The sequence below is a fragment of the Janthinobacterium sp. P210006 genome (assembly GCF_036231885.1).
GTDB classification, from domain to species: domain Bacteria; phylum Pseudomonadota; class Gammaproteobacteria; order Burkholderiales; family Burkholderiaceae_D; genus Janthinobacterium; species Janthinobacterium violaceinigrum.
Genome location: NZ_JAZARD010000006.1, coordinates 157,811 through 181,760 on the forward strand (window position 1 = coordinate 157,811; position 23,950 = coordinate 181,760).

At 64.4% G+C, this 23,950-nt stretch carries 25 protein-coding genes; 14 read left to right on the forward strand and 11 right to left on the reverse strand.

Annotated features, from left to right (window positions below; translation table 11 throughout):
- Position 1 precedes the first annotated feature (1 nt).
- Positions 2 to 1,045 (reverse strand): type IV pilus twitching motility protein PilT, encoded by a 1,044-nt coding sequence (locus VPH41_RS26135; RefSeq protein ID WP_035824693.1) that lies wholly within the window; start codon positions 1,043 to 1,045, stop codon positions 2 to 4.
- Between the two features lie 70 nt (positions 1,046 to 1,115).
- On the opposite strand from VPH41_RS26135, the gene VPH41_RS26140 reads away from it, so the two are divergent.
- On the forward strand, positions 1,116 to 1,817 hold the full coding sequence (locus tag VPH41_RS26140; protein ID WP_328572002.1) for a YggS family pyridoxal phosphate-dependent enzyme: 702 nt from the start codon (positions 1,116 to 1,118) through the stop codon (positions 1,815 to 1,817).
- Between the two features lie 22 nt (positions 1,818 to 1,839).
- A complete protein-coding gene (gene proC / locus VPH41_RS26145) occupies positions 1,840 to 2,670 on the forward strand; it encodes a pyrroline-5-carboxylate reductase (protein WP_328572003.1) in 831 nt (276 codons plus the stop codon).
- 7 nt (positions 2,671 to 2,677) lie between these two features.
- Here proC and VPH41_RS26150 read toward each other — a convergent pair whose 3' ends face one another.
- From VPH41_RS26150 to VPH41_RS26185, 8 genes are all read right to left on the reverse strand, one after another.
- Complete coding sequence (locus VPH41_RS26150; RefSeq protein ID WP_328572004.1) at positions 2,678 to 3,397, reverse strand: anti-sigma factor; 720 nt, start codon at positions 3,395 to 3,397, stop codon at positions 2,678 to 2,680.
- Complete coding sequence (locus tag VPH41_RS26155; RefSeq protein WP_328572005.1) at positions 3,394 to 3,951, reverse strand: sigma-70 family RNA polymerase sigma factor; 558 nt, start codon at positions 3,949 to 3,951, stop codon at positions 3,394 to 3,396. Before VPH41_RS26155 ends, VPH41_RS26150 begins: the two co-directional genes overlap by 4 nt.
- Before the next feature lie 92 nt (positions 3,952 to 4,043).
- The gene (locus tag VPH41_RS26160) at positions 4,044 to 4,601 is read right to left on the reverse strand and encodes a DUF3455 domain-containing protein (protein ID WP_328572006.1); all 558 of its coding nucleotides are present in this window, start codon (positions 4,599 to 4,601) and stop codon (positions 4,044 to 4,046) included.
- Positions 4,602 to 4,691: 90 nt separating this feature from the next.
- A complete protein-coding gene (locus VPH41_RS26165; RefSeq protein ID WP_328572007.1) occupies positions 4,692 to 5,039 on the reverse strand; it encodes a hypothetical protein in 348 nt (115 codons plus the stop codon).
- Positions 5,036 to 5,422 (reverse strand): phage holin family protein, encoded by a 387-nt coding sequence (locus VPH41_RS26170; RefSeq protein ID WP_328572008.1) that lies wholly within the window; start codon positions 5,420 to 5,422, stop codon positions 5,036 to 5,038. Before VPH41_RS26170 ends, VPH41_RS26165 begins: the two co-directional genes overlap by 4 nt.
- A gap of 45 nt (positions 5,423 to 5,467) precedes the next feature.
- A complete protein-coding gene (locus tag VPH41_RS26175; protein ID WP_152256243.1) occupies positions 5,468 to 5,821 on the reverse strand; it encodes a DUF883 family protein in 354 nt (117 codons plus the stop codon).
- 108 nt (positions 5,822 to 5,929) lie between these two features.
- A complete protein-coding gene (ubiA, locus tag VPH41_RS26180) occupies positions 5,930 to 6,784 on the reverse strand; it encodes a 4-hydroxybenzoate octaprenyltransferase (RefSeq protein ID WP_328572009.1) in 855 nt (284 codons plus the stop codon).
- 77 nt (positions 6,785 to 6,861) lie between these two features.
- On the reverse strand, positions 6,862 to 7,800 hold the full coding sequence (locus VPH41_RS26185; RefSeq protein WP_152256245.1) for a hydrogen peroxide-inducible genes activator: 939 nt from the start codon (positions 7,798 to 7,800) through the stop codon (positions 6,862 to 6,864).
- Between the two features lie 134 nt (positions 7,801 to 7,934).
- Here VPH41_RS26185 and VPH41_RS26190 point away from each other — a divergent pair, with 134 nt between their 5' ends.
- From VPH41_RS26190 to VPH41_RS26225, 8 genes are all read left to right on the forward strand, one after another.
- Positions 7,935 to 8,189, forward strand: coding sequence for a DUF3717 domain-containing protein (locus VPH41_RS26190; RefSeq protein ID WP_328572010.1), 255 nt, complete (start codon positions 7,935 to 7,937; stop codon positions 8,187 to 8,189).
- A 40-nt stretch (positions 8,190 to 8,229) separates the two neighbouring features.
- Positions 8,230 to 8,706 carry a D-glycero-beta-D-manno-heptose 1-phosphate adenylyltransferase gene (gene rfaE2 / locus VPH41_RS26195; protein ID WP_152285113.1) on the forward strand — a complete coding sequence of 159 codons (477 nt, stop codon included), beginning with the start codon at positions 8,230 to 8,232 and terminating at the stop codon, positions 8,704 to 8,706.
- 160 nt (positions 8,707 to 8,866) lie between these two features.
- Entirely contained in the window at positions 8,867 to 10,333 is a 1,467-nt protein-coding gene (locus VPH41_RS26200) for a hypothetical protein (protein WP_328572011.1), read from the forward strand.
- Positions 10,330 to 11,799, forward strand: coding sequence for a hypothetical protein (locus VPH41_RS26205; protein ID WP_328572012.1), 1,470 nt, complete (start codon positions 10,330 to 10,332; stop codon positions 11,797 to 11,799). The genes VPH41_RS26200 and VPH41_RS26205 overlap by 4 nt, the downstream gene beginning before the upstream one ends.
- A 44-nt stretch (positions 11,800 to 11,843) precedes the next feature.
- Positions 11,844 to 12,293 carry a hypothetical protein gene (locus VPH41_RS26210; protein ID WP_152285109.1) on the forward strand — a complete coding sequence of 150 codons (450 nt, stop codon included), beginning with the start codon at positions 11,844 to 11,846 and terminating at the stop codon, positions 12,291 to 12,293.
- A 36-nt stretch (positions 12,294 to 12,329) separates the two neighbouring features.
- Positions 12,330 to 16,025, forward strand: a complete 3,696-nt coding sequence (locus VPH41_RS26215; protein ID WP_328572013.1) for a tubulin-like doman-containing protein — start codon at positions 12,330 to 12,332, stop codon at positions 16,023 to 16,025.
- 33 nt (positions 16,026 to 16,058) lie between these two features.
- A complete protein-coding gene (locus tag VPH41_RS26220) occupies positions 16,059 to 17,294 on the forward strand; it encodes a hypothetical protein (RefSeq protein WP_328572014.1) in 1,236 nt (411 codons plus the stop codon).
- Positions 17,295 to 17,309: 15 nt separating this feature from the next.
- On the forward strand, positions 17,310 to 18,068 hold the full coding sequence (locus VPH41_RS26225; RefSeq protein WP_328572015.1) for a hypothetical protein: 759 nt from the start codon (positions 17,310 to 17,312) through the stop codon (positions 18,066 to 18,068).
- 113 nt (positions 18,069 to 18,181) lie between these two features.
- On the opposite strand, the gene trmL is transcribed toward VPH41_RS26225, so the two are convergent.
- Together trmL and VPH41_RS26235 are read right to left on the reverse strand one after the other, a co-directional pair.
- Complete coding sequence (gene trmL, locus VPH41_RS26230) at positions 18,182 to 18,652, reverse strand: tRNA (uridine(34)/cytosine(34)/5-carboxymethylaminomethyluridine(34)-2'-O)-methyltransferase TrmL (RefSeq protein ID WP_152283819.1); 471 nt, start codon at positions 18,650 to 18,652, stop codon at positions 18,182 to 18,184.
- Between the two features lie 31 nt (positions 18,653 to 18,683).
- The gene (locus VPH41_RS26235) at positions 18,684 to 19,451 is read right to left on the reverse strand and encodes a ComF family protein (RefSeq protein ID WP_328572016.1); all 768 of its coding nucleotides are present in this window, start codon (positions 19,449 to 19,451) and stop codon (positions 18,684 to 18,686) included.
- Positions 19,452 to 19,508: 57 nt separating this feature from the next.
- Here VPH41_RS26235 and VPH41_RS26240 point away from each other — a divergent pair, with 57 nt between their 5' ends.
- The 4 genes from VPH41_RS26240 to VPH41_RS26255 all read left to right on the forward strand — a co-directional run bounded on the left by VPH41_RS26240 (position 19,509) and on the right by VPH41_RS26255 (position 23,944).
- A complete protein-coding gene (locus VPH41_RS26240; protein WP_226941462.1) occupies positions 19,509 to 20,432 on the forward strand; it encodes a methyltransferase domain-containing protein in 924 nt (307 codons plus the stop codon).
- A 477-nt stretch (positions 20,433 to 20,909) separates the two neighbouring features.
- Positions 20,910 to 22,118: a cytochrome c oxidase subunit II gene (gene coxB, locus VPH41_RS26245; RefSeq protein WP_152283817.1), complete on the forward strand. Its 1,209-nt coding sequence runs from the start codon at positions 20,910 to 20,912 to the stop codon at positions 22,116 to 22,118.
- Positions 22,119 to 22,131: 13 nt separating this feature from the next.
- Entirely contained in the window at positions 22,132 to 23,730 is a 1,599-nt protein-coding gene (ctaD, locus tag VPH41_RS26250) for a cytochrome c oxidase subunit I (protein ID WP_152257709.1), read from the forward strand.
- 94 nt (positions 23,731 to 23,824) lie between these two features.
- The gene (locus tag VPH41_RS26255; protein WP_218965284.1) at positions 23,825 to 23,944 is read left to right on the forward strand and encodes a cytochrome oxidase small assembly protein; all 120 of its coding nucleotides are present in this window, start codon (positions 23,825 to 23,827) and stop codon (positions 23,942 to 23,944) included.
- Positions 23,945 to 23,950 lie beyond the last annotated feature (6 nt).

Sequence of the window (23,950 nt, forward strand, 5' to 3'; positions counted from 1 at the left end):
CTTATCCGGGGAAGTTTTCAGGGGCCTTGGCGGCCGAGCGGGCCGTCTCCGCCGAGATCGTGCCGCGCCGCACGAGGTCCGAGAGGCACTGGTCCAGCGTCTGCATGCCCACGTTGCTGCCCGTCTGGATGGCTGAATACATCTGCGCCACTTTTGCTTCACGGATCAGGTTGCGCACGGCCGGCGTGGCCAGCATGATTTCATGCGCGGCCACGCGGCCCGCGCCGTCCTTGGTCTTGAGCAAATTCTGCGAAATGACGGCCTGCAAGGATTCGGACAGCATGGCGCGCACCATTTCCTTTTCCTCGGCGGGGAAGACGTCGATGATGCGGTCGATCGATTTTGCCGCCGACGAGGTATGCAGGGTGCCGAACACCAGGTGGCCCGTCTCGGCCGCCGTCAGGGCCAGGCGGATGGTTTCCAGGTCGCGCAATTCGCCCACCAAAATGACGTCCGGGTCTTCGCGCAGGGCCGAGCGCAGCGCATTGCTGAACGAATGCGTGTGCGAACCCACTTCGCGCTGGTTGATCAGGCATTTCTTCGGCTCATGCACGAATTCGATCGGGTCTTCGATGGTCAGGATGTGGTGGTTCAGGCGCTCGTTGACGTGGTTCACCATGGCCGCCAGGGTGGTCGACTTGCCGGAACCCGTCGGGCCCGTCACCAGCACGAGGCCCCGCGGGCGCATGGCCAGCTCGCCGAAGATGCGGGGGGCGTTCAATTCTTCCAGGGTCAGCACTTTCGACGGAATCGTGCGCAGCACGGCCGAGGCACCGCGTTCCTGGTTGTAGGCATTCACGCGGAAGCGGGCCAGGCCGGGGATCTCGAACGAGAAATCGCATTCCAGCGCTTCTTCATACGCCTTGCGCTGGCTGTCGTTCATGATGTCGTAGATCATGCTGTGCACTTCCTTGTGCTCGAGCGGGGCCACGTTCAGGCGGCGCACGTCGCCGTTGACCCGTATCATCGGCGGCAGGCCGGAAGACAGGTGCAGGTCGGAAGCCTTGTTGCTGACGGAGAAAGCGAGTAGTTCGGAGATGTCCATTTATAATCCCTGTGCCTGCATTGATGGGCTGGCGCACCGTGCCGCCGCCCCTATACACTAGAAAATGATTATGTCCACAATCGAACAGAACTTGCAAGCCGTGCGCGACAGTATTACGCAGGCCGCCTCTGACGCGCAGCGCGCGCCGGCCGACGTGACCCTGCTGGCCGTCTCGAAGACCTTCGGCGCGGATGCCGTGCTGGCGGCAGCGCGCGCGGGCCAGGCGGCGTTTGGCGAAAATTATCTGCAGGAAGCGCTCGACAAGATGGCCGCCGTCAAGCTGGCCTTGCCGCAAGGCGGCCTGGCATGGCATTTCATCGGCCCCATCCAGAGCAACAAGACGCGCCCCATCGCCGAGCATTTCGACTGGGTACACACGGTGGAGCGGGAAAAGATCGCCGTCCGCCTGTCCGAACAGCGCCCGGCCGGCTTGCCGGACTTGAATATCTGCCTGCAAGTGAACATCAGCGGCGAAGCGAGCAAGAGCGGCATTGCTCCGGCCGAACTGCCGGCGCTGGCGCATGCCGTGGCGCAATTGCCCCGTTTGCGCTTGCGGGGCCTGATGGCGATTCCCGAACCGGAAACGGATGTCAACCTCCAGCGCCGCGCGTTTGCGCAATTGCGCGCGCTGTACGAACAATTGAAAGCTGACGGCCTGGCGCTCGATACCTTGTCGATGGGCATGTCGGCCGACTTGCGCGCCGCCGTGCTCGAGGGCGCCACCATCGTGCGCGTGGGCAGCGCCATCTTCGGTTCCCGCCATTACTCTTAACTGATAGATAGAAAGCATCACCATGACGACAGAATTGAATATCGCCTTTGTAGGCGGCGGCAATATGGCGGCGGCCCTGATCGCCGGCCTGGCAGGCAAGCTGACCCTGGGCGGCAACATCCACGTGATCGACCCGCATGCGCCCGCGCTGGAAAAACTGCAGGCGCAGTTCGGCGTCACGACGGCTACTGCCGCCAGCGACGCGCTGCGCGCCGTGGACGTGATCGTGCTGGCCGTGAAACCGCAAAGCATGCGCGAAGTGGCAGCGCAATTGCTGCCTTTCCTCGACGGGGAGCGGGTGCCCTTGATCCTGTCGATCGCGGCCGGCATCCGCGCGGCCGACCTGTCGCGCTGGCTCGGCGATTATTCAGCCATCGTGCGCTGCATGCCGAACACGCCGGCCCTGATCGGCATGGGCATCACGGGCATGGTGGCCAGCAGCGGCGTCAGCGGGGAACAACAGAAAACGGCGGACGCCATCCTGCGCGCCGTCGGCCAGACCGTCTGGCTCGATGACGAGGGCAAGATCGATCCTGTCACGGCCGTGTCCGGCAGCGGTCCCGCCTATGTGTTTTACTTTATCGAAGCCATGCAGCAGGCGGCGGCCGAGCTGGGCCTCACGCCCGAGCAGGGCACGCAGCTGGCGATCGCCACGTTTACGGGCGCGGCGCAGCTGGCGGCCAATTCCAGCGAACCGGTGTCCTTGCTGCGCGAGCGGGTCACCTCGAAAGGCGGCACGACGTATGCGGCATTGACCAGCATGGAAGAGAGCGGCGTGAAGGCGGCCATCGTCAAGGGCATCAAGGCGGCTGCGCAGCGGGGGCGCGAAATGGGAGACGAGCTGGGCAAGTAAGTTCGGTCTACATCACCTTGACGGCGCGGCCAATGTAGAGCACAGGCCCCGTCGGCCGGCCCGTGGGCGAACCCGTTGCCGGCTCCAAGGTGATTTCAAACAGCTGTTCCGGCTGCAAGGGCGGCAGCTTGTCCAGTGTCAGTTTGAGGCTCTGGCCCGGCTTGACCAGGCCCAGCGAGACGGGCGCGCCCCAGTCCTTGCCCTTGGTCCAGAATTGCAGGGCTTTTTGCTGCGGCACGGCGGTCGGACCCAGCGGGATCAGGCTCAGGTCGCGGTTCTTGCCGCCCCGTCCGCCCGCCTGCACGATCCAGCCCGGCGACTTGTCTTGCGGCGCCACCAGCACCACCAGGTAGCCGGGGCCGCTCGGTGCTTGCAGCTGCACGCTGACGAACACGGCCAGCGCGGCCGTGGCCGCCAAGCCGCCGCCCGCCAGTATTCTCCAGAACGCGAGGCTGTTCCACCATGCCTGCCAGCCGCCCGCCTGCCGCACGGCCGACGGCGTGAACAGGCTGGCGCTGATGCGCGGCCACAGTTGCGCGGACGGCGTTTCGGGCGGCGCCAGCGTGGTCAAGGGCAGCAAACGCTGTTCCCAGGCTTCAACGGCGTCGCGCAAGGCGGCGTCGCGCGGCAAGCGCTGTTCCACTTCCGTGCGTTCGGCCAGCTCCAGGGTGCCCAGCACGTATTCGCTGGCCAGCCGCTGCAGTTCATCTTCGTCGCGGCTGCTCATCCCATGCACTCCCGCAAGGCGGCCAGGCCCCGCTTGACCCAGGCTTTCACGGTGCCCAGCGGCGCTTGCAGGCGCTGCGCGATTTCGCTGTGGGAACAGCCGTCGACGTAGGCGTACAGGATGCTGTTGCGCTTGGCGTCGTCCAGGTGGCCGAGGCAATCGTGCAGCTTGCCCAGGTTCGCCTGGTCGGCATAGGCCTCGCCCGTATCGTGGCTTTGGCGTTCGTGCAGCAGGGTTTCCACGGTATCCTCGTCGGCCGATACTTCATGGGCGCGGGCGCGCGCCACGTTCAGCGCCTGGTGCCGCACCACCACATAGATCCAGCCCTTGCCGCTGCCGCGCGTGGCGTCGAAACTGCCGGCGCGGCGCCAGATATTCAGGAAGGCGTCGTGCAGCACGTCTTCGGCCAGCGCCCGCTGGCGCACGATGCGCAGGGCCACGCCCAGCAGATAGCGGCTTTCCTGCTGGTACAGGCCGTGCAATGCCTGCTGCTCGCCCCGGGCGCAGGCGCGCAGGGCGGCATCGTAATCGTAGGGGGCGGCTTGGGCTGGCAAGGTTGGCGCAATCGTCAGGAGTGAACGGTTAGCAAGTTTTCAAGACCGAGTATAGGCCAGAAACCCGCTTGCCAACCGTCGCTTTCACTGATTTAGGCGGCCTTCCAGAAAATGTAGTCGGCCTGGTAGGGCACCCATTGTTTGACGCCGATGCTTTCCATGCCGCAGGGGCTGCTGGGCGCCACGCCGCCGCGGGTGGCCACGCGCTGGATGTAGCTGACGCCCTGCATGGCGCCGCTGCCCGTGGCGGGATTGGCTTTCACCAGCTGGTAGGGGATATTGCCCGCGCCGGCAGGCGCCACGGCCACTTGCGTCGCTGTCACTTTCGAGCCGTCCAGATTGGCCCAGGTGGCCGGCGGTCCCACATACGTGCCCACTTGCATGCCGTTGCGGTCGTTCAAGGCCGCATCCGGGCCCACGAAGACCCATTCATGGCCCGTCATGTCTTTTTTCGCCTTGCATTCGTAGGCGATCTTGCCCACGCCCACGGTTTGCATGGCCACCTGGTGGCCATCGGGTACTTTGACGGCGCCCGGCAATTGTTCCTGCGAATAGCGCGCGCCCATGGGGGCGCAGGCGCTCAGCAGCAGGGCGGCGCCCAGCAAAGTCAGGGCGGGAACGGCGTGGCGTGGGGCGGTGATGGCAAGCATGGCGAACTCCTGGTAGTTGGCTCAGCCGGCTGGCTGATACTGGTACTACCCGGCAGCGCCCCATTTGGATGCAGCAGCGGCAAATTATTTTTACGGCGGCGTTTCCGGCTTGCTGAAGCGCCTGGCCAGCGCCAGCGCGATGGGCATGGCGGTGGTGGCGTGCTTGAGCAGCGCGCCGCTGGCCCGCAGCAGGGGCAGGACGCGGCGCGGGCGCACCAGCGCCAGGCCCAGCACGGCGCCGCCCAGCATCAGGGGAATTCTGAAACGCGTGGCCAGGGTGTGGCGCAGATTGCCGCCCGTCAGCGGTTCCAGCAGTTGCCGCGTCTGCACGCCCAGGGCCAGGCGCTGCAGCGCGCATTCGGCCAGCAGCGCATCGCGCCGCTGCGCCAGGCTGGCGGCCGTGTGGACGCTGGACAATTTGGTGGGATGCGTGGTCATGGCCGCTCCGCTCCCCGGCGCGCCAGCAGTTGCAGCTCGTCCAGGTCTTTGTTCAGTTCGGAAAGTGTGAAGGACAGCAGTTTCGGCTTGCTGCGGAAACTGGCGCGTACGCCCAGCAGGGTGGCGAGGGCGGCAGCGATGAAGACGGCGGCCGTGACGGCGATGGCGGCGATGCGGTGCGTATCCCAGAACAGCACGATGACGAGGAACACGATCAAGACCAGGCCGACGAACAGGCACAGCAGTGCCAGCATGGCCAGCGCCAGATAGGACAGGAAGCGCAGCGACTCTTCTTCCATTTCCACGGCCGCCAGGGCCAGACGGGTCTGGACGATGGCGGCGAGGGTCGCTGCGACTTGGGCGACATGGTGCATGATAGCCATATGCTGCCTTTCGCGTCAGGAGACGGCCAACGCCGTCGAGGCTGTCTAGCGGCGTGAGGAGAGCAGCAGGCCGAACAGCACGCCCACGACGGCGCCCGCGCCCACGGCTTTCCAGGGATTGTCCTGCACGTACTCGTCGGTGGCCTTGGCCGCCTTCTTGGTGCGTTCGAGCAAGTCTTCTTCCAGCTTGATCAAGTCCTTCTTGGCCGTTTCCAGGGTGGCGATGAACTTGTCCTTGACGGCTTTGACATTCTCGCCCGTCTGATCCTTGGCGCCATCGAGCCAGCCTTCCGCTTCATTGATGACGTTTTTCAGGTCGCCGACCAGTTTGTCGCGTGCCTTGTCGGCGTCGGCGAGGATGGTGTCGCTGCTGGATTTGCCGGTATGTGTCGAGCTCATGTATTACCTCATGGAAGTGAAACTGCACAGTGAAATACCAGTGTAGGCAGCTGCGGCCAGGCTAGTCTTGCGCCGCCTCAAGGGCTGCCGCGGCGCATGGAACATTGATTAACGGAAAGCAAAGTCCAGTACCACGCCTGCAAACACCGCCGCTCCTAGCCAGTTATTATGCCGGAATGCCGCAAAACACGGCATACGCTCGCGTGCGCGGATCAGGGTGTAGTGGTAAACGGCGCAGCCGGCAGCCACCAGCAAGCCTGCCACATACCAGTAGCGCAAGCCCAGGTACCAGCCGCACGCCAGCCACAGCAGCAGGAAAGCGGCATAGCACAGCATGACGATGGCCACGTCGTAGCGGCCGAAGGTGATGGCCGACGTCTTGATGCCGATCTTCAGGTCGTCGTCGCGGTCGACCATCGCGTATTCCGTATCGTAGGCCACGGCCCAGAAGACGTTGCCCAGCAACAGCAGCCAGGCGACGGCGGGCACGCCATCCGTGATGGCGGCAAAGCCCATGGGGATGCCGAAGCCGAAGGCGATGCCGAGATACGCTTGCGGAATGGCAAAGAAGCGCTTGAAGTAGGGATAGGTGCCGGCGATGATGACGGCGGCCACGGACAGCTGCTTGGTCAGCGCATTCAGGGGCAGGATCAGGCAGAAGGCCAGCACGGTCAGCACGCCGGCCACGGCCAGCGCTTCCTTGCCGCTGATGCGTCCGCTGGTGATGGGACGCTCGGCCGTGCGCTTGACGAATTTGTCGATGTCCTGGTCGGCGTAGTCGTTGATGGCGCAGCCTGCCGAGCGCATCAGGAAAGTGCCGAAGGTGAAGATCAGCAGCAGCCGCCAGTCCGGCACGCCCTGCTGCGCCAGCCACAGCGCGCACAGGGTAGGCCACAGCAGCAATACGGTACCGATAGGCTTGTCCAGCCGTATCAGGCGGAAATACAGCGCCAGCTTGTTCATGGAAGACTCGATCTTGTTGAAGAGAAAGGTCGATTATCGCAAATAGTATGTAAATGTACTATTTTGCGGCTGGGGCGCTAGTCTTCGTCGTCGCACAAGGGGGTAATGCCGGGCAAGTTGCAGCTGGCGATGGCTGCGCACAGGGCGTCGATGGCGGCCTTGCGGGTAAAACTCTTGCGCCACAGCATGACCACGCGGCGCGAGGGCACGGGGGCGGCAAACGGCCGGTACTCGAGCATGCCGTCGGTGGCGTGCATATTGGCGACGGAGGCGCGCGGCAAGACGGTCAGGCCGATGCCGCTGGCCACCATGTGGCGGATGGTTTCCAGTGAGGAGCCTTCAAACGTGCGCTGCATGCCGTTGCCGGGCGAGGAAAAACGCGCCATTTCGGGGCACACTTCCAGCACCTGGTCGCGGAAGCAGTGGCCATTGCCCAGCAGCAGCATGGTTTCCGATTTCAAGTCTTGCGCGGCGATCTTTTCACGCGCCGTCCACGGATGCTGGCGCGGCATGGCCACGACGAACGGTTCGTCATACAGTTCCTGGATGGCCATGCCGTGTTCGGGCAGGGGCAGGGCCATGATGGCCACGTCCAGTTCGCCCTGGCGCAGCAATTCGAGCAGGCGAACCGTGAAGTTTTCCTGCAAGATCAAGGGCATCTGCGGCACCTGGTCTATCATGGCCTTGACCAGGGGCGGCAGCAGGTAGGGGCCGATCGTGTAGATCACGCCCAGGCGCAGGGGGCCGGCCAGCGGGTCCTTGTTTTGCTTGGCGAGTTCCTTGATGGCGGCCGTCTGTTCCAGCACGCGCTCGGCTTGCGCAATGATTTGCGCGCCCAGGGGCGTGACGGAGATTTCCGCGCCGCCCCGTTCGAACAGGACCACGCCCAGTTCGTCTTCGAGTTTCTTGATGGCCACTGACAGGGTGGGCTGCGCAACGAAGCAGGCTTCGGCGGCATGGCCGAAGTGTTTCGCTCGCGCGACTGCAACGATGTATTTCAGTTCAGTCAGTGTCATAAGGTGATTGAAACACACGAAGTGCTTACTTGCAATGAATGAAAGGTGGCGCAAACGTGAAACTGTGGCGCCGATGGCGTATTGTAGCGGATCGCCCCCTATAATGCGGGACCAGGCAGCGGAGGGAGATGGCGATGGAACTGCACATGCAGGCGCTGGAAGCGGCGATCAATTACTGGCGTGCCAGGCAACCGGCGCGCGGCAATGAATATGCGCTGTCGCCGCCCGTCAGCAGCCTGGCCGGCGTGTACGCGCTGATGATTTACTACCGGCAAGATCGCATCGCCGAAGCGCGCCTGGATCCGGCCATCCTGGCCTTGATCGATGCCTGGCGCCGGGATGCCGGTGGCATCCAAGGCGATAGCCACGTGTCATCGGCCGCGCCATGACGGCCGTCTTATTAATCTACAACCCCGACAAGAGAATCCCATGCCTGACTTTGAAAACAAACTATGCAGCCGCGACGACTTGCGCGCCCGCGCCGCGGCTCTGCCGAAACCGGTGGTGGTGACGAATGGCGTGTTCGACATCCTGCACCGCGGCCACGTGACGTACCTGGCGCAGGCGCGCGCGCTGGGCGCCTCGCTGGTGGTGGCCGTAAATACCGATGCCTCGGTGAAACGCCTGGGCAAGGGCGATGACCGCCCCCTGAACAACTGCGAAGACCGCATGGCCGTGCTGGCCGCGTTGGAAGCGGTGAGCCTGGTGGTGCCGTTTTCGGAAGACAGCGCGCTGGAAGTGGTGCAGGAAGTCCGGCCGGAAATCTATGCCAAGGGCGGCGACTACGACATGGCGGCCATTCCCGAAGGCAAGGCCGTGCTGGCGTACGGCGGCCAGGCCGTGGCCATCGATTTCGAGCATGACCGCTCGACCACCAAGCTGTTGACGAAAGTGCGGGCGCAGTAGCGGCAAGCTGCGTCAATGTTTCCATACAGATAAAAAGACGTTACTATGAGAACTGCTAGGGCTGCGACCTCGTTTCGTCAGCCCCAGCGCGTCATACCGTCTGATATGCATTGCTTGTCATAGATAATAAATGGATCTTAAAACTTCTGGGGATTGGGCAGTGCCCTCCGGCGTCTGGTACGTGGATGACGATGGCGCGTGGACCATGCAGCGCAGCGCGGAGGGCCAGGACGTCTCGCCCTTGCTGAGTCATGCCGATATCGGCAAGCTGATGCATGCGCGGCGCCTGCCCGCGGCCGCCGGTGCGCCCGTACGCCAGTTTCCGCCCGAATTTGCGTTCGACCCCGCCACGGGAGCGGCCTTGCAAGTGCCGCCCGACACGGCCGCCACGCCACCTTGGGTGCCGCCCTACGGCGCGCAGCCCGTCAGCGACGTGCCGCCGGCCGGCGCGGCCGGCTTGCGCCAGGCCAGCGTACCGCTGAAACTGGCCGACCAGCGTGCGCGCGAAGAGCATGCGCAGGCCGATGCCTCGCTGCCCATGCCGCCGCCCGGCGAATACGAATTCTTTTCCGCCCAGTTCGGCACCAGCGCCGCCGCGCTGCTGGCGCTCGACCCGCGCAAGGCCGTCTTGCACGCCTGGCTGCCCGCCTCGAAACGCTGGCTGGCGCTGGATCCCGAGTATGGGGGCTTGCTGGCCGAATCGGACCTGGCCCACGGCGCCTGGCGCGCCGAGCTGGTGCCGGAGTTCAATAGCGTGCTGGTCTTGCCGACCAGCCATGGCCTGGCCTGCATCCGTCCCGACGTGCCTTCGCTGAGCTACGTGGTCGAGCATGTGGGCGGCGCGCCGTGCGCGGCCGCGCCCGTCTGGTTCCAGAACCGCCTGTGGGCGCCCCTGCGCGACGACGATGGCCGCATCCGCTTCGTCAACCTCGATGCGGCGCAAAAGCCGGGCAGCGACGTGCTGCTCGACGGCGCCGTCGAGCTGGGCCGCGTCGGCGCTCCTGTGGCCTACAACCGCATGGCCGTGTGGCCTTGCGCCAACGGCCAGTTGCGCCTGCAGCTGCAGCCCGATGGCAATGTGGCCGCCTCGTTTACGCCCTGGCCCGAAGGGCTGGTGCCGCACTTCGAATTCGGCAGCCCCTATCTGTCGCGCGACGGCGGCCTGTGGCAGCTGTGCTTTGAAAGCCGCCGCGGCACCTATGTGTACGTGAAGCTGGGCGTCCAGGCCGAGAAGGCCGACGCGCTGGCGCCGCGCCTGTGTTCGGGCAGCTTCAATTACCGCTTCGCCACCAAGCTGAAAACGGCGCCATGGGAAGAACCGGAACACGGCGACGATGGCGGCAAGAACCAGGCCGTCATGCCGCTGCTCGAATCGGGTGCCGAGTCCGGTGTAAGCAGCAGCGTTTTCGGCGTGAAATTTGCCACCAGCGCCGGCCTGTCGAGCGTGCTGCGCTCGAACGAACGCCTGGCGGCGCAGCTGGTGCAGGACGATGAATTGCGCGAAACCGTGTTTCACACCTTTGCCGTCAGCGAACCGTGGCGGCTGCGCCTGTTTGTCCATGAAGGCACGCTGTGGGCCTACCACCCGCTGCTGTCGCGCATCGATGGCTGGGCCTTGCAGGCATGAAGGCGCGCGTACTGATCGCGGCCTGTGCCGCTTTTCTCGCCACGGCAGCCGCGCAGGCAGAGGGCATCCAGCAAGCGTTTCTCGTGCAAAACTCGGGCTGGATGGAGCCGTTTTACACGGATGAGCATTCGCAGCTGAAGGCGCTGGTGGGCGCCGTGGCGCAGGCCGCCACGAACCCGTCCGATAAAGTCTACACGCTGGCCTTCAGCCAGAGCAGCGGCGCGCACGTGTCGCCGTCGCTGCTGGGGCAGGGCCAGGGCGGCGCCGGCGTGGCGGGCCAGCTGGCCAGCCTGGGCCTGGCGCGCAAGAGCGCCGGCGGTGCGCTGGCCGACACGGATTTCCAGGAAGCCGTCACCAAGACCATCACGGGCCCGTTCCAGTCCGCGTCCGGCATCGTGTGGATTTTTACCAATAACAAGAACAGCCCGAACAACGACAGCCAGACGGCCGAGCGCAACCGCGACTTCTATCGCTTGCTGCACCTGGAGCCGTCGATCGCCAAGACGGTGGTGTTTCCGTTGCGCATGCCCGTGCAGGGCAAGCTGTACAGCGCCAAGGGCTTGATGGTGTATGCGCTCGCGTATGGCCAGCCGGCGTCCGAGGCTTTGACCCGCATCCTGGCCGAAGGGCGGCTGTCGCAAGTGCTGACGCGTCCGCCCGCGCGCCTGAAACCCGTGGACCAGGATGCCGTGCGCATCGTGCCCCAGTCCGTCAAGAACAGCGCCAACGTGCACGCCAGCCTGGGCCGCGACGGGCGCACCATCGTGCTCGACGTCGATGCGGCAAAGCTGGTGCCGCAAGTGGTGCTGCAGGCGTCCCTGCAAAACATGTTTTTCCCGTACGTGATCGACAGCGCCAGGGTGCACGCCAGCCTGGCGGGCCAGAATGCGCCACTGCACGTTGCGCCGGATCAAATCCGCCACCTGCAGCCGGGCGCCAGCCAGTCCGTGCAGGTGCAGTTTTCCCTGCCGATGGCGCAGATACCGTCGCCGTGGTCGGCGCAGGCGATTGCCGCCATGGGCAAGCAGGTGATGCTGCCCATGCAGGCGCAGGTGGGCCTGTCGGAGCAGCGGCTGGCGCTGGCGTCCAGCTTTGGCAAGGACTTGCAGGAACTGTTCCCTGGCGACCCCATCTCGGAAATGTTCACGCCGCCCGACAGCGTGCGCGCCTCGCAGGCAACGATACCGCTGCTGGTGCGCATCCAGTATCCGCTGCTGCCCGTGCTGGCGATGCTGGGCGGCATCCTGGCGTTCGTGCTGGGCTTGCTGGCGCTGGGTCTGGTCAGCACGCGCGCCACGCGCTACAAGGTGATGGCTGACGGCGTGCAGCGGCAAGTGCTGCTGAAACCATTTAAAAGCGTGCAGATCCGCGACGATGACGGCCGCGACATTGGCGAACTCAAGCGGGGCCTGGGCCAGCCGCAAGTCGTGCGCGTGGCCGAGGGCCATACGCTGAGCCTGGCCTGAGCAATATTTCTTTTTAAACTATTCAAACCCATTAGAGGCATACCATGGCGCAAGACACTCCAAAAGACAACGCAGGTTTCACTTTGCCGGCCCCGGTAACGGCGCCGGCATCGGCACCTCCCGCCGCGGATGCTTCCGCCGCGGCCAGTGCCACTACCGCAACGACCGAAGCTGCGCCCGCGTTTGACGCTGCGGGCACCACCGACACCTCGTCGCGCGACACCCTGGTGGGCGGCGTCGTGCTGTTGCTGCTGTTCATCGCCTTTTTCTTTGCCAAGAATGCCTATGCGAATGGCCTGGTGGCCAAGCGCGTGCCGCCGAACAAGGCCAATGCCTCGGGCTGGTGGCTGTTCATCTTCCTGGCCAGCCTGGCGACGGGCGTGGTGCTGGCTGCCGTGAACGCGCATAAGTTCCTGGCGCCATTGTTCATGGGACCGCTGGTGCTGGTGGGCCTCGTTGCCCTGTTGCTCACATTTACCTCGAGCCGCCGCTAAGAACACGCCGTTGCACGCATCATCGAAGGAACCACCATGGCAGAGAACCTGAACCAAACCATCACCGGCGGCGCCAGCGAGCGCAAGCAGGACAAGATCATCGAACTGCGCCCGACCCTGTTCATCGGCATCGGCGGCACGGGCATGCAGGTGCTGATGCGCGTGCGCCGGCGCATCCTCAACACCCTGTGGGGCGGCGCGGGCAACCGCACGCGCATCGAGGGCTTGAGCGACTTTCCCATCGCGCAATTCATCCATTTCGACCTGGACAATGGCGCCGTGATCGAAAGCGGCGAGTCGCAGGCGAAGGACTTGCAGTTCGACCAGGTGAAGTTCACGGATGACGACAAGGTGGTCGAATCGTTCGACATGGACAAGTACAGCCGTGATGAAGATTCGCTGGAGAAATATCCGCACATCAAGGAATGGCTGCCTTTGACGCCGCAGCGCATCCGTGAGCTGCGTTTCGACATGAGCAGCGGTGCGGGCCAGATCCGCGCCGTGTCGCGCCTGTATTTCTTCGACAAGTATGCAAAGATCCGCGACAAGATCCGTTTGAAATTGAAAGCCTTGAAGGCGGGCCTGTCGCACGAGCGCCAGCTGGCCGAACTGGGCTTGCGCATGGAAACGAACCGTTTCCGTATCGTCATCGTTGGTTCCGTGGCGGGCGGCACGGGGTCCGGCTCCTTCCTGGACATGGGCTTGCTGGCGCGCTGGCTGGCGCGCAGCGAAGTGGGCGCGGCCGACGTCGAGCTGATGCTGTTCTTGCCGACCGGCTACACCAAGGCCAACAAGGACCGGGTCGAGGCCAATGGCTATGCGGCGCTGATGGAGCTGGAATCGGCCATGATGGGCAACAAGGGCTATGTGGGCCGCTGGGATGCCTATGACCGTCCGGAACTGTCGCGCGAGCCGTACAGCGAGGTCTATTTGATCGATTCGGGCAATCTTGCGCAGCAGCACACCAAGGATGTCAGCGACGTCTACCACATGGTGGCCGACTCGCTGTTCGAAGATTTCGCCTCGGCCGACTTTGCGCGCGCCAAGCGCTCGATCGCCGTCAACCAGGCACAGCACAAGAATTCCCTGTACAACGCGCCCGTGCCGCAAGACCGCTTCGGCGACATGCGCCTGTATTTCTCGAAGCGCTTTTCCTCGTTCGGCATGGCCGTGCTCGATACGCGCCAGGAAGCCGCGCGCGACGAGCGGGCCCACCGCTGGGCCGGCGCCATGCTGCAAGCGTTCTTCGGCGTGGGCGGCACGGATGCGGGCGCCAACCGCGCCACGGATACGCAGCGCGATAATTTCCTCGCCGCCAATATGTTCCTGAAGGGCACGCCGTTCAGCGATTTCCCCGAGTTTTCCGACAAGAGCATCGAGCTGAAGCGCTCCAGCGGCGACTTCATCGATTTCCGCGTCGTCGACGAATTGCTGGAAGACCGCCACGGCCACCTGCTGGCCGGCGTGGAAAACCGGGTCAATACGCGCATCAACGATATCCGCACGGGGTTCGACCGCAGCGAATGGCCGGCCCAGGTGCGCGATGCCATGAAACACCTGGAACGCGACGCCGTGCGCGACCAGGATTCCACGGCCGACACGACGGAAGACCGCATCAGCAAGCGCCGCCGCGAAGTGCTCGACGACGTCAAGAAAGTCGTGCGCGACCAGCTGTATGGCTACCTGGACAACAAGGAATTCGGCGGCCTCGAATACGTGCTGTCGCTGGTGGAGCAGATCAAGGACCGCATCGAGGCGCCGGGCAGCGGCTTGACGGCGCAGATCGGCGCCAATGCCGAGCGCTACCGCGAAATCAAGGAAGCCGTGCGCTCGCGCGAATACGAGCGCCTGCTGAACAACCTGGAACAGACGCGCAGCACCTTCGGTTTCCTCAGCAATGGCGAAAAGCAGGCGGGCGTGGTGATGGACCATTTGCGCACGGAAATGGCGAATGCGCTGAAATTTCATTTGCGGGCCAAGGCGGCGGACGAGTCCGTCATCCTGCTGGGCGAACTGTCGCGCTGGCTGGGCAACCGGGTCGGCGTCGATGCGCAGGGCCGCGCGCAGTGGAATGGCCTCGTGGGCGAGCTGCAATCGGGCCGCGAAGGCGTGCTGGCCATGCTGGCGGAACTCAAAACGGCCAATACCATCCTGCAAAAGGACCTGGACAAGGAACACGCGACCCTGATCGTCATTCCCGTCACGGAAAAAGACATTGCGCTGCCCTCGGCAGCCACCTTGCGCCAGTGGGCCGATGAAGCGTTCAAGGACATGGGCGGCTCGAAAGCGCTGTTCCCCATGCTGGGCGAACCGGCGCAGCGCGGTTTGATCCTGGCCAAGGTGACGCGCATGGCCGAGAACATGATCGCCACGGCGGGCCTGGCCGAAGGGGCGACGAGCACGCCCGATCCCCTGTTCGACGCGCTGGAACAGATGGACGTGTCCGAACGGCTGGACCGTTTCCGCAAGCTGCTGGCCTGCTCCATGCCGTGGATCGACGCCAACATGGCGGGCGATTTCACGGTCGTGTCGGACCAGTTCAAGTGCGTGATCGGCGTGGCCAACGCGGCCGCCTTCAAGGCGAAGTTCGGCGCCGAGCTCGAATCGTGCATGCCGACCCAGGTGGGCATCACGGTGAGCCAGCTGGAAATCGTCGAGACGGGCATCCGCGGGCGCGCCGTCTGCTATTGCGAACTGGCCGGCGTGCCGATGACGGTGCTGCGGGGCCTGGAAGGCTGGCGCACCAGCTACCGCAAGGAAGGCGACAACGACAAGGCGCCGACCCACACGCATATCGATCCCACGCAGTTCACGCATCCGATCGCGCCGAACACGGACGAGATGAAGCGCCTGGCGGAAGACTTCGGCGAATTCCTGCAAGCGATCATGCTGGGCGTGCTGACGCGCCACACGGGCCGGGTCGTGCCGCCGGGCCAGTACCAGTTTGCCGTCGAACCGGGCGACTTGCGCCGCATCGGCAATGAGCGGGCCATCCGCCAGAACGGCATGCCCGCCTCGTACGAGAAAAATATCGCCCTGCGCATCGAGGAAAAATTGACGGCGCTTGACGCCGTGCAGACGGCGGCCATGGCGGCGCTGGCAAAATACTATGAGCGGGGCGTGTATGCGCCCAAGCTGGTGGCGCAGGCCGATGGCTCGCAGCTGCCGTATATCGGCTTTGGCAGCGCCATTTCCGCCGAGTTGGGGGCGCGCCTGCGCGAGTCGGCGCGCCGCAAGGGCATGGCCGGCGATGAGCTCGACCGCACGGTGCAAGCGCTGCTGGGACGCCTGAAGGAATGGGCGAACGTCATCGGCGACTCCGACAGCGATGCCTACGACTGGGAAGTGCGCGAGCCGGAAGCGGACGGCCAGCCCCGCCTGAAATACGCGATCAAGCCGGAGATGCTGGAAGCGGGGCGCCTGGAGCAACTGCTGCGCCCGGCCGGTGCGGCGGCCCCTGCGGCAGCCCCGTTCGGCATGGCGCCGCCACCGCTGGGCGGCATGCCGCCGCCGCTGGTGGAATTCCAGTATTTCCTGGGCATTAACGGCCAGCAGCAGGGGCCGTTCACGGCCCAGCAGATCGTGCAGTACGTGCAGGCGGGACAAGTCGTGCCGGCCACCGCCAAGGTGTGGCGCGCGGGCTTGCCGGCCTGGGTCGACCTGGCCCAGTTCGCCGAGCTGGCGCCCCTGTTCCTCAGCGCGCCGCCACCGTTGATGCCGCCACCGTTGTGAACGCTGGAATGACGTGGGAATGAAGGAATAGTTTTGGATATCTGCATCAAATGTAAAACGGGCCTGTGGACCGCCGTCAGCCATTGCCCGTACTGCGGGCAGGCGCAGGCGGGCGCGGCCCAGCCAGCTGCCGCCGTGCCGCCGCCGCTGCCGCCCGCGCCACCGCCCGCGCCAGTGCCAGTGCCACCGCCCGTGGCGCCCAAGCCGCCGCCCGTGCCGGTGGCGCCTGCGCCTGCGCCGAAGGCCCAGCCGGTGCCGAAACCGCCGCCGGTGTCCGCGCCGGCTGCCTTGCCGCCGCCGCCAAAGCCGGTGCAGCCGCAAGCGGCACCGAAGCCCGTGCCGCCGCCGGAGCCCCCCGTGCCGCCGCCACCGCCGCGCAAGTGGCTGCGCTGGCTGGGCGGCATTGCCGTGCTGGCCATGGTGATCGTCTACATGAACGGCAAGCCGGGCAGCAAGAATGAATCGGCCTGCAATGACGCCATCGACAGCGGCTTGAAACTGGTGGCAAATGGCAGCCTGGACGGCGCTCGCCAGAAGCTGGCGACGGCGAAAACAGCGTGCACGGGCAAGTCCAGCGCCAAGGCCGACGATTTGCAGGCGGCGATCGGCAAGGCGGGCGCCGCGTCCGGCGGGTGCCAGCGCAGCGTGCGCGCCATCGAGCGCAACATCGATGGCCATCAATTGCAAAGCGCGGCCAGGGGCATCGCCGCGCTCGACGCCGATTGCGCGGGCGCATCCAGCGTGGATTCCTTGCGCAAGCAGCTGGCGCGCCAGCAGGCGGCAGCCGCATCCGTGCTGGTGGGGCTGCGCCAGGCGCTCGATGGCAAGGACGCGACGGCGGCCCAGAATGGCATCGCCAGGCTGGAAGCGATCGACCGCGAAGCGGCGGAATTGCCGCAGTTGAAGGCCGACGCGCAAGCGCTGTCGGCGGCCGCGCCCGTTTCAGTACCGGCACCTGTGACGGTGCCGACGACGACGGTGCAGCCGGAACCGGCGCCCGCGCGCGCGGTCGAACGTCCAGCGGTGGCCGAGCGCCGCCCGCAGGAAACGTCGCCCGTCGATAGCGGCGCGGCCATGCGCAACGAGATGGCGCAATCGTTCCTGCGCGACGCCGAGCGTTCTTTGTTGGAAGGCAAGTTCGACGCGGCCAAGACGTATCTGGAAAGCGCGCGCCGCGTCGATCCCGGCAATGCGCGCATCGACAATCTGTCGCGCCGCATCCGCGAGCGCGAACGGCAAGTGCTGCAGACGGAAACAACGATCAATTAATTATCAGAGGGCATCATGCTGAATCAAACCACCTTGCGCGCCGCTGCCGCGCTGACCATCGCGGCCCTGCTGGCCGGCTGCGCCACGGCGCCGATGAATCCGAATGGCGTGCGCCAGGACGGCTCCTATCCGCAAAATGGGCAGGCACCGCAGGCGGGCGCGACGGACGACGACCCGTGCAGCGTGGGCACGTCGGCCGCGGCCGGTGCCGCCGTGGGGGCGCTGCTGGGCGCGCTGGCAGGCGGCAAGAATGGCGCGCTGAAGGGGGCGGCCATCGGCGGCGGCCTGGCGGCGGCCGGCTGCCTGGCCATCAACGTCAATTCGCGCCAGACCAAGACGGCGGCGCAGGCGGACCGCGACTACATCCGCACGCGGGGCGCGCTGCCGCGCGAGCCGCAAGTGGTGTCGTACACGCCGCAGCTGAGCGCGTCGACCGTCAAGCGCGGCCAGCCGTTCAAGGTGAATTCGGTGGTGGAGCTGGTCAACGGCAGCGCGCAGAACGTCAACGACGTGCGCGAAGAGCTGGTGGTGCTCGACCCGCAGGGCCAGCCGTTCAAGTCCGGCTCCAAGGCCCTGGCCAGCAACAACAAGTCGGGCGGGCGCTTTGAAAACTCGTTCGAGCTGACCTTGCCGGCCGGCGTGTCGCAGGGCGTGTATGGCGTCAAGACGAATCTGTATGTGAACGGCAAGCTGGCCGCCACGCGCGACCTGCGCACGCAACTGGTGATGCGGGATGTGGATACGGGCGTTGACGCGCAGCTGGCGCTGCGCTGATTGCCGTATGCAAACGCGAAGGTCGGATTAGCGGGGTAAAGCCCCGCGTGGTCCGACAACACCACTAACGTCAACAATGTTGTCGGATTACGGCCCCTTGGGCCTAATCCGACCTACGCGCCACCCTGGTAGCCGTGCTGGCGCCAGGCCTCGTAGACGACGACGGCCACCGTATTCGACAGATTCAAACTGCGGTTGTCGGGGCGCATGGGCAGGCGGATGCGCTGCTCGGCCGGAAAGCCGTCGCGCAGGGCCGGATCCAGGCCTTTTGTTTCTGAACCGAATACGAACACGTCGCCCGGCAGGAAGGCCACGTCGCCGAACGGGCGCGAGCCGCGCGTGGTCATGGCGAACATGCGGGCCGGGTCGGGCTGGGTGTCGGCCAGGAACGCTTCCCAGTTCTTGTGCACCTTCATGCTGGCGTAATCGTGGTAATCGAGGCCGGCGCGCTTCATCTTGGCATCGTCGAGCGGAAAGCCCAGCGGTTCGACCAGATGCAGCTGCGCGCCCGTGTTGGCGCACAGGCGGATGACGTTGCCCGTGTTGGGCGGGATTTCAGGTTCTACCAAAACAACGTGAAACAAAATGCTCTCCTCATATATGTAGCGAATCTATCTAATGCGGCGGCGTGCGCGCCACAGCCAGGATGCTGACCCTGGCCGCTCCCGCGCTCTTGCAGGCGGTGGCCAGCGCGTTGACGGTGTGGCCGCTGCTCATCACGTCGTCGACGATGCCCACATGGCATCCTTGCAAAAAGGCCCCATGTTCCGGCGCGATGGCGAAGGCGCGCGCCAGGTTGGCTTGCCGTTCCTGCGGCGCCACCCCGCTTTGCGCCCGGGTTTCGCGCACCCGCAGCGCCAAACGCGGTTGCAAGGGCACGTCCAGCAGGCGCGCCAGCGGACGGGCAATTTCCAGCGCCTGGTTAAAGCCCCGTTCGGCCAGCCGGGCCGGGCCCAGCGGCACGGGGCACAGCAGTTGCGGCGCGTCCCAGGCCGTTTGTTGCTGAATGGCAACGTGCAGCAGTTGCGCAAACAGGGGCGCCAGCGCCAGGCGCGCACCGAATTTCAGCTGCAGCAGCAACTGGTCGACGGGCGGCGCATAGTCGAACGCCGTGACCGTGGCGTCATACGCGGGCCGCTGGCGCAAACAGCGTCCGCACAGCTGCGCCACGTCGATGCCGGCAAGCGGATTGGAGCACTGGCGGCAGCGGGGCCGTGCCTGTCCCTGTCCTGGCGCCAGGTACTGCGCGCGGCAGGGCGGACACAGCAGTTCCGGGCAGCCGGCGCCGCACAGCGCGCACTGGGCCGGCAGCAAGGTGGCGCCCAGCCACCGGTGCAGCGCCTGCCAGGCGGCGTCAAGGCGGGGCTGGGCGGCGGTCCGCATCGCGATGGCGTCGTTCCATGTACACTGCCGACATTATCTCACCTCACCCGATTCAACATGCCAGTTCCCACCAGTCCGCCCAAAATGAGTGCGCCCATCGATGCGGTGCAAGTACGCGATTTCTTTTCCCGTCCGGCGCGCGTCGCGCCGTCGGACTTCCTGCGCCGCGAAGTATCGCAGCGCATGCACGAACGCCTGGAACTGGTGAAGATCACGCCCTTGCGCGTGCTCGACGCCGGCTGCGGCCCGGGCGCGGACCTGGCGCAGTTGCAAAAGGATTATCCCGCCGCGCAGATTATCGGTCTCGATGCAGCGCAAGCGATGATGCAGGCGGCGCGCGCGCCCGCGTCGAAACTGGCGGGCCTGAACCAGTTCCTCAGCAAGCTGCTGCCGGCCAAGACGGGCGTGGATTTATTGTGCGGCGACCTGGGCGACCTGCCGCTGGCGGCCAATAGCGTCGACCTCGTGTGGTCGAACCTGGCGCTGCACTGGCATGCCCAGCCCGACCGCGTGTTTGCCGAATGGCGGCGCGCGCTGCGTCTCGATGGCTTGCTGATGTTTTCCTGTTTCGGCCCCGACACGTTCCGCGAAGTGCGCGACGCCTTTGCCGAAGCGGATCTGTATCCGCACGCCTTGCCCTTTGTCGACATGCACGACTTTGGCGACATGCTGGTCGAGACGGGCTTTTCCACGCCCGTGCTGGACATGGAGATCATCACCGTCACCTACGACACGGCGGAAAAGCTGCTGGCGGACGTGCGCGCGTTCGGCGGCAACCCGCTGACCACACGCCGGCGCGGCCTGATGGGCAAGGCGGCCTGGCAGCGCATGCTGGACGCGCTGGAAAAGAGGCGCCGTCCCGACGGCAAGCTGGGCCTGAGTTTCGAAGTGATCTATGGCCACGCCTTCCGTCCCGCGCCGCGCGTGACGCGCAATGGCGAAGCCATCATCCGTTTCGACTTGCCGCGAAAACCCAAATAAAAGCCGTATTCAAGCGGAAAGAAACCGACACTTGGTCGGCATCCGTGCGTCTCTGCAGCAGCAAGCGTTGCAAAGCGCGCGGCGGCCGGGCCGGGGGCGCGCACAATGCCGATTATTGCTTGATGGATTCAAGTTTACTTGATTATAATCGTTGATTGTTTGTCAGCTTGTTAAGTAGAAAAAACAAGGGCTGCATACAAAATAAAAAAAACAAAGCAAGACTTATTGGAAGTTACTGCATTAGTATAGTAACCATCTTCCACACAAGGCCATTTCAATGTGGGGAAGAAAAACAGGGTTCCAGCATGGTTGCGCGCCGCCGTTTTTTGCTGCGGCAGCCAGCATGGAATTCGCTGGTGCTTGACGCACATGGCCGCATTCCGGCCGTGTTGCTTTCATGGAGGAGCGGCAGCGGTCCAGTACGGAGAAGTCCGCAGCCGTTTAAAATATCATTATTTTTGGGTGGTTGGGGAAAACATGACACATGCAAAGCGACTTCAATCGTTGCTGCTCGGGCTGTCTTTGACAGCGTTTGGCATCGGGCGATGGGCCACGGCGGCACCGGCTGCCAGTACCTATCCCGGCACCGGCGGTCCCGTGCCGTTCGAAATGAATCTGCAACCGCCGGCGACACAGATCGCCCATGAAATCTACGATTTGCACACCTTGATGATGATCATCTGCCTGGTGATCTTCGTGGCTGTGTTCGGCGTCATGTTCTATTCCATCTTCAAGCACCGCAAGTCCCTGGGCCACAAACCGGCCACCTTCCACGAAAGCACCACCGTCGAGATCGCCTGGACCGTCGTGCCTTTCCTGATCGTCATCGGCATGGCCCTGCCTGCCACGCGCACCGTGGTGGGCATGAAGGATACCTCGAACGCCGACATCACCATCAAGGCCACCGGCATGCAGTGGAAATGGGGCTATGACTACCTGAAAGGCGAAGGCGAAGGCATTTCCTTCCTTTCCAACCTGGCCACGCCGCGCTCGCAAGTGGGTGCGCCGGGCATGCCGCCGACGGAAAAACGGGGCGAAAACTACCTGATCGAAGTCGACAACGAAGTCGTGGTGCCGGTCAACAAGAAGATCCGCGTGGTGCTGACGGCCAATGACGTCATCCACGCCTGGTCCGTGCCCGCCTTTGGCGTGAAACAGGATGCGATTCCCGGTTTCGTGCGCGACACCTGGTTCAAGGCCGACCATATCGGCACCTTCCGCGGCAATTGCGCCGAGCTGTGCGGCAAGGAACATGCGTTCATGCCCATCGTCGTCAAGGTCGTCTCGGCAGATGATTACAAGGCCTGGGTTGATGTGAAACAAAAGGAAATGGCCGCATTGGCTGATGATCCAAGCAAGGTGTGGACCATCGACGAATTGAAGGTCAAGGGCGAGAAAGTGTATGCGACCAACTGCGTGGTCTGCCACCAGGCGACAGGCAAGGGCGTGCCCGGTGCGTTTGCGCCGCTGGACGGCTCGGCCGTGGTGAACGGTCCGAAAGCGGAACAGATTCATGTCTTGCTGAACGGGCAAAAGAGCGGCAAGTTCCCAGCGGAAATGCCTGCCTGGAAACAGCTGTCCGACACGGAAATTGCCGCAGTGATCACTTACACGCGCAATTCCTGGTCGAACAAGGCCGAAGAGAACATCGTTCAACCAGCCGAAGTCGTGGCTGCACGCAAGTAATTAGGAGCCGTACATGAGCACTAGCACTAGCACCTTGGACCACGCCGGTCACGATCACGACCACGCCCACGACCACCCGACGGGCCTGCGCCGCTGGCTGTTTGCCACCAACCATAAAGATATCGGTACCTTGTACCTGTGGTTTTCGTTCATCATGCTGCTGTCGGGCGGCGTGCTGGCCCTGATGATCCGTACGGAACTGTTTCACCCAGGCTTGCAATTTTTCCACCCTGAATTCTTCAACCAGCTGACCACCATGCACGGCCTGGTGATGGTGTTTGGCGCCATCATGCCCGCCTTCGTGGGCTATGCCAACTGGATGATCCCGCTGCAGGTGGGCGCGTCCGACATGGCGTTTGCCCGCATGAACAACTTCTCGTTCTGGCTGCTGCCGCCGGCCGCGCTGCTGCTGGCCACGTCCTTCCTCGTGCCGGGCGGCGCCACGGCTGCCGGCTGGACCCTGTACGCGCCGCTGTCGACGCAGATGGGCCCCGGCATGGACATGGCGATTTTCGCCATGCACCTGATGGGCGCCTCGTCCATCATGGGCTCGATCAACATCATCGTCACCATCCTCAACATGCGCGCGCCCGGCATGACCCTGATGAAAATGCCGATGTTCTGCTGGACCTGGCTGATTACCGCGTATCTGTTGATCGCCGTCATGCCCGTGCTGGCCGGCGCCATTACCATGACCCTGACGGACCGCCATTTCGGCACGTCCTTCTTCAATGCGGCAGGCGGCGGCGACCCCGTCATGTACCAGCACATCTTCTGGTTCTTCGGCCACCCCGAGGTCTACATCATGATCTTGCCGGCCTTCGGCATCGTCTCGCAGATCCTGCCCGCGTTTGCCCGCAAACCGCTGTTCGGCTACGCTTCGATGGTGTACGCCACGGCCTCGATCGCCATCCTGTCGTTCATCGTCTGGGCGCATCACATGTTCACCACCGGCATGCCGGTGACGAGCCAGCTGTTCTTCATGTACGCAACCATGCTGATTGCCGTGCCCACGGGCGTGAAAGTGTTCAACTGGATCGCCACGATGTGGAAGGGCTCGATGACGTTCGAAACGCCGATGCTGTTCTCGGTGGGCTTCATCTTCGTCTTCACCATGGGCGGCTTCACGGGCCTGATCCTGGCCGTGACGCCGATCGACATCCAGCTGCAGGATACCTATTATGTGGTGGCGCATTTCCACTACGTGCTGGTGGCCGGTTCGCTGTTTGCCCTGTTCGCCGGCTTCTACTACTGGTCGCCGAAATGGACGGGCCACATGTACAACGAGACGCGCGGCAAGATCCACTTCTGGCTGTCCCTGATCACGTTCAACGTGACCTTCTTCCCGATGCACTTCCTGGGCCTGGCCGGCATGCCGCGCCGCTACGCCGATTATCCGGCGCAGTTCACGGATTTCAATATGATCGCTTCGATCGGCGGCTTCGGCTTCGGCCTGATGCAGGTGTACTTCCTGTTCTTCGTGGTCTTGCCGACCATCCGCGGCGGCAAGGCTGCCCCGGCGAAACCATGGGAAGGCGCGGAAGGCCTGGAATGGACCGTGCCGAGCCCGGCGCCTTTCCACACGTTTGAAACGCCGCCAACCGTCAAGTAGTCATCGTCAAGTAGTCGTCGTCAAGTAGTAATCCGCAAGTAATGCCAGTGTCACGGGCCGGCGCCTGCCGGCCCCTTTGAATAGAGTGCCTGCCATGACCGAAGTGAAAACCGAGCGTAAGAAACCGAACAACCTGCGTACGGGGCTGATACTGGGGGCCCTGGCCGCCTTCTTCTTCCTGTCCGTGTTCGCCAAGCGGCTGTGGCTGTCGTGACGACGC